Consider the following 3,538-nt stretch of genomic DNA (forward strand, 5'->3'; position numbering starts at 1 on the left):
GCGGCGGCGCGGGCTGGCGCTGGGACTCATGGCCGATGCGCTGCCCCGGCGGGTGCGCGGCGATGCGGCGCGGCTGCGCCAGGTGCTGTACAATCTGGTGGCCAACGGGGTGAAGTTCACGCATCAGGGCGGCGTGGACATCCTGGCCTGTTCCGTGGGCGGCGACAGGCTGCTGCTCACCGTGCGCGATACGGGCATCGGCATTCCGGAAGAAAAGCTGCCCGTGGTCTGCGAACCCTTCGCGCAGGCGGATGGTTCATCCACCCGACGCTACCAGGGCGCGGGACTCGGCCTTGGCATCGTGCGCCGACTGGTGGAGCGCATGGGCGGCACCATGACCATGGAGAGCGAGGAGGGCGTGGGCACTTCCGTCCATGTCTGCCTGCCGCTGCCCAGGGTGGACGCCGCCGTCGCAATGAACGGAGCGGACGAAACGGATGAAATGGGCGGGGGCAGCGGGAGGAACGGTGTGAACGGGCCGGGCGGCAGGCCGCATGGCGGAACGCCCGGCGGAGTGCCTGACGCTGCTCTGCGTGCCGGTTTCACGCCCGCCGCATCTCCGGATTCCTGCGCGGAGTGCCGTGCGGCCACGGAGGCGGCGACACGGGAATTGCGGGTTCTGGTGGCGGAAGATGACCTGATCAACCGGCTTACGGTGCAACGCATGCTGGAACGCGAAGGCCACAGGGCGGTGTGCGTGGAAAACGGGGCCGATGCGGTGCGCGCGGCAGGTGAAGCTGACTACGACCTCATCCTCATGGACATCCAGATGCCCGGCATGGACGGCACCGAGGCCGCCCGGCGCATCAGCGACCTTGCGCGCAACTCGGGCCGGATGCGTCCGCGCATCGTGGCCCTGACAGCCCATGCCTTGCGCGGAGACCGCGAACGGTTCCTGGAGTCGGGCATGGACGACTACATCGCCAAGCCCCTGGACCGCGACGTGTTGCGCCGGGTGTTGCAACGGTTGTCGAACTGACGGGGCGCTGCCGACGGCAATCCCCTTCGGGCCGCGCGGGTTTGGCGCCCCTCGCCGTCCGCCGCCTTCCCTTCCGTTTTTCCGCGTTGTTCCAGGCCCGCCTACGCGGTTGCGCCAAGCCGCGCTTTCGCGTACTTCGGGGCCACGCCGGGCGCACGCCGCGTCCCGGTCTTCCCGTCCGCCCCGCCCCGCCGTCCTCCGCCGTATGGCCGCCGTCTTTCCGGGGCCACGGCCCGCCGCGCGGGGCGCAACCGCAGGAGATTTCTATGCTCAGAAGCATGACCGGTTTCGGACGCAGCTTCCTTGAAGACGCCGACTGGACGCAGACCTGGGAAGTGCGCAGCGTGAATGGCCGCCACCTCGACATGAAGTGGCGGCTTCCCGTTTTCGTGCGCAACCTTGAGCCGCGCTTCGAAAAGGTGGTGCGCAAGTTCGCCACGCGGGGCCGTGTTGACATCACCCTGGGGCTGCAACTGCGCCGGGGCGACCTGGGCGTGGTGGGCTTCAACGAAAACCAGGCCTCGGCCATGCTGGATACCCTGGCCGCCTTCGCCGCCGCGCGCGGCGATGCCTACAGTCCGGACTACAACCGCATGCTCGGCCTGTCCTTTCTGTGGGAGGACGCGGGTGCGGAGCCGGACGAGGAACTGCTGGCCGGGCTGGAGGCGGGCCTTGCCGCCGCGCTGGAAGACTGGAACGAATCGCGCGCCCGCGAGGCCAAGGCTCTGGCCATGGACATGACCTCGCGCATCATCCGCATGGACGAGTGGGTGGCCCGCATCGAGGAACGCGCCCCGGACATCAAGGAAGAACGCTTCCAGAGCGTGCGCGACCGCCTGTCCGAACTGCTGGAACGCGCCGGGAGCGAACTGGACGAAGGGCGCTTCCTGCAGGAAATCACCCTGCTGGCCGACAAGTTGGACGTAAGCGAGGAACTGACCCGCCTGCGCGCCCACCTGGACCGGCTGCGCGAACTCATGGACCAGGGCGGCGACGCGGGCAAGCGCCTGGACTTCACGCTTCAGGAGTGCTTCCGCGAGATCAACACCTGCGGCAACAAGATCCAGGACGCGCAGATCTCGCGCCTGGTGGTGGACTTCAAGAGCGAACTGGAAAAGTACCGCGAGCAGGTGCAGAACATCGAATAGCCAGCCCGTGCCCGCCCGCGCCCGGCAATTCCCAGCATGTGGCGCAGCGCCGGGCATGAGGCAACGGGGTACGCCGGAACGCCATGCAGCAGAAACCGTCATCGCAAAAGCTCATCAACGTGGGCTTCGGCAACTTCGTCGTGGCCTCGCGCGTGGTGGCCATCGTCAACCCTTCGTCGTCGCCCATGCGCCGCCTGCGCGAGGACGCGCGGCAGGAGGGGCGGCTGGTGGACGCCACGCAGGGCCGCAAGACCCGCTCCATCATCATCACCGATTCGAACCACGTCATCCTTTCGGCCATCCAGGCCGAAACCGTGGGCCAACGCTACACGCAGGAGGACGCCGACTGATGGCCCGTGAACGCTCCGGCATCGTGCTTGTGCTGTGCGCCCCCTCGGGCACCGGCAAGACCACCCTGACCAAACGCCTGCTCGCGGAATTTCCCCGCTTCGCCTACTCCATTTCCTACACCACCCGCCAGCCGCGCACGGGCGAAGTGAATGGCCGCGACTACCACTTCGTCACGGTGGCCGAATTCACCCGCCTGCGTGACGAAGGCTTCTTTGCCGAATGGGCAGAGGTGCACGGCAACTTCTACGGCACCCCGCTTCAAGCCACCCTGGACATGCTGCGCGACGGGCGCGACGTGATCTTCGACATTGACGTGCAGGGCGCAAGCCAGCTGCGCGGCAGCCTGCGCCAGGGGTGCTACGTGTTCATCCTGCCGCCCTCGCGGGCGGAACTGGAGCGCCGCCTGCGCGCGCGCGGCACCGACGACGAACCCACCATCCAGCGCCGCCTTGCCAATGCCGCCAAGGAACTGGACCAGGCCCACTGGTTCAACGCCTGGATCGTCAACGAAGACCTGGAAACCGCCTATGACGAACTGCGGGCCGCGTACATCGCGGCCACGCTGTCGCCCTCGTGCAGCCCCGACCTTGTGGGGGGGCTGATGGAGGGGTGGCGGGAAGGACGGTGAGCCGCATGGCCGAACTTGTCATCGCACTGGATTATCCGACCATGGACGCGGCCCTGGCCATGGCCCGCGCGCTGCGCGGCGCGACCGATACGGCGGGTGCGCCGGGCGCGGCGGAAGACGCCGGGGGCCGCCTGTGGATGAAGGTGGGGCTGGAGCTGTTCACCGCCAGCGGACCGGAGGTGGTGGCCCGCCTGCAGGACATGGGCTTTCCCGTGTTCCTGGACCTGAAGTTTCACGACATTCCCAACACGGTGCGCGGGGCGGTGCGTTCCGCCGTGGCCACCGGGGCGGACATGTGCAACATCCACCTTTCCGGCGGCGAACGCATGTGCCGCGCGGCGGTGGAGGGTCTGGCCGAGGGCGCGGCGGCGCGCGGGCACGGGATTGCCCCGATCCTGCTGGGCGTCACCGTGCTGACCAGCGTGGCCCCGG

Annotated in this window: 5 protein-coding genes; all 5 read left to right on the forward strand. The window is 68.5% G+C overall.

The genetic code is table 11. The features are described from left to right. Positions 1 to 979 (forward strand): ATP-binding protein (locus FVW20_RS09865; RefSeq protein WP_196609293.1); only part of this gene is annotated, 979 nt, incomplete at its 5' end. A 266-nt stretch (positions 980 to 1,245) separates the two neighbouring features. Further along, positions 1,246 to 2,127: a YicC/YloC family endoribonuclease gene (locus tag FVW20_RS09870; RefSeq protein ID WP_196609294.1), complete on the forward strand. Its 882-nt coding sequence runs from the start codon at positions 1,246 to 1,248 to the stop codon at positions 2,125 to 2,127. Between the two features lie 83 nt (positions 2,128 to 2,210). Next, positions 2,211 to 2,477 carry a DUF370 domain-containing protein gene (locus FVW20_RS09875; RefSeq protein ID WP_007523300.1) on the forward strand — a complete coding sequence of 89 codons (267 nt, stop codon included), beginning with the start codon at positions 2,211 to 2,213 and terminating at the stop codon, positions 2,475 to 2,477. Next, positions 2,477 to 3,106, forward strand: a complete 630-nt coding sequence (gene gmk, locus FVW20_RS09880) for a guanylate kinase (RefSeq protein WP_196609295.1) — start codon at positions 2,477 to 2,479, stop codon at positions 3,104 to 3,106. Before FVW20_RS09875 ends, gmk begins: the two co-directional genes overlap by 1 nt. Before the next feature lie 5 nt (positions 3,107 to 3,111). Then, positions 3,112 to 3,538: orotidine 5'-phosphate decarboxylase / HUMPS family protein (locus FVW20_RS09885; protein WP_196609296.1), on the forward strand; the 427-nt coding region annotated here is incomplete at its 3' end.

It is taken from the genome of Nitratidesulfovibrio oxamicus (assembly GCF_015731765.1).
In the GTDB taxonomy this organism is placed as follows: domain Bacteria; phylum Desulfobacterota; class Desulfovibrionia; order Desulfovibrionales; family Desulfovibrionaceae; genus Cupidesulfovibrio; species Cupidesulfovibrio oxamicus.

Bases quoted from the DNA above. Each gene is read 5' to 3' on its own strand.
- FVW20_RS09870 (WP_196609294.1), top strand. From the start codon at position 1,246: ATGCTCAGAAGCATGACCGGTTTCGGACGCAGCTTCCTTGAAGACGCC.
- FVW20_RS09875 (WP_007523300.1), top strand. From the start codon at position 2,211: ATGCAGCAGAAACCGTCATCGCAAAAGCTCATCAACGTGGGCTTCGGC.
- gmk (WP_196609295.1), top strand. From the start codon at position 2,477: ATGGCCCGTGAACGCTCCGGCATCGTGCTTGTGCTGTGCGCCCCCTCG.